Source organism: Paraprevotella clara YIT 11840 (assembly GCF_000233955.1).
Lineage (GTDB): Bacteria > Bacteroidota > Bacteroidia > Bacteroidales > Bacteroidaceae > Paraprevotella > Paraprevotella clara.
The window spans coordinates 388-967 of record NZ_JH376683.1; the positions used below are offsets into that span (position 1 = coordinate 388).

General features: G+C 34.0%; 1 protein-coding gene. It reads right to left on the bottom strand.

Features of this window, described 5'->3' with window-relative positions; genetic code table 11:
* Nucleotides 1–101 precede the first annotated feature (101 nt).
* A complete protein-coding gene (locus HMPREF9441_RS17055) occupies nt 102–458 on the bottom strand; it encodes an SPOR domain-containing protein (RefSeq protein WP_008623407.1) in 357 nt (118 codons plus the stop codon).
* Between the last annotated feature and the right edge of the window lie 122 nt (nt 459–580).

Here is a 580-nt window from a genome sequence, read left to right on the forward strand (position 1 = left end):
AAAAGAGCAAATGACACCAAGACTAAGAGTGTCATACTCAAGAAAATCTGAAAGCGCAGTGAATTCTTCTTAAACATAATATTCCCCTCTTATAAAGAAGCTTATTTTAACCCTACTACAAAAGCTGCTGGGTAAGTCTTTTTGATTTCAAAAAGGTTTTTTTCTGCTTCCAAACGGGTGCGGAAGCTCCCTATACGTACTTTGTAATTAGGCGATTCAAATGATAGAAGCACGGGGTACTGCTTAAAGGTATTTTTAGCTTCTAAAAGGGTTTTGTTGGCTTCAGTGATATTGCCGTTGTAAATCTGCACCTGAAAAGCACTTTCATTTCGAGCTACTTCTTTTTTTAGTTCCATTGCTTCAGCAATATTTGCTTCTTGATTGATAGTCACTTGTGCATAGCCGCCAGCAGCACATAGTGTAAATAAGGTAGTAGCAATCAAAAGATTTAGTTTCATAGATAATTGAATTTTTTAAAGGTTATTTCGTTTTTTTGATTTTCCAATATAGTTTGTTAAACACAAAGCCTGCCATAAATAACAGAAAGAAAAAGAGAAAAGTATTTCCTAATATTTTAAAG

Excerpts from the sequence above, each read along its gene's own strand:
- HMPREF9441_RS17055 (WP_008623407.1), bottom strand. The coding sequence starts at position 458 with ATGAAACTAAATCTTTTGATTGCTACTACCTTATTTACACTATGTGCT.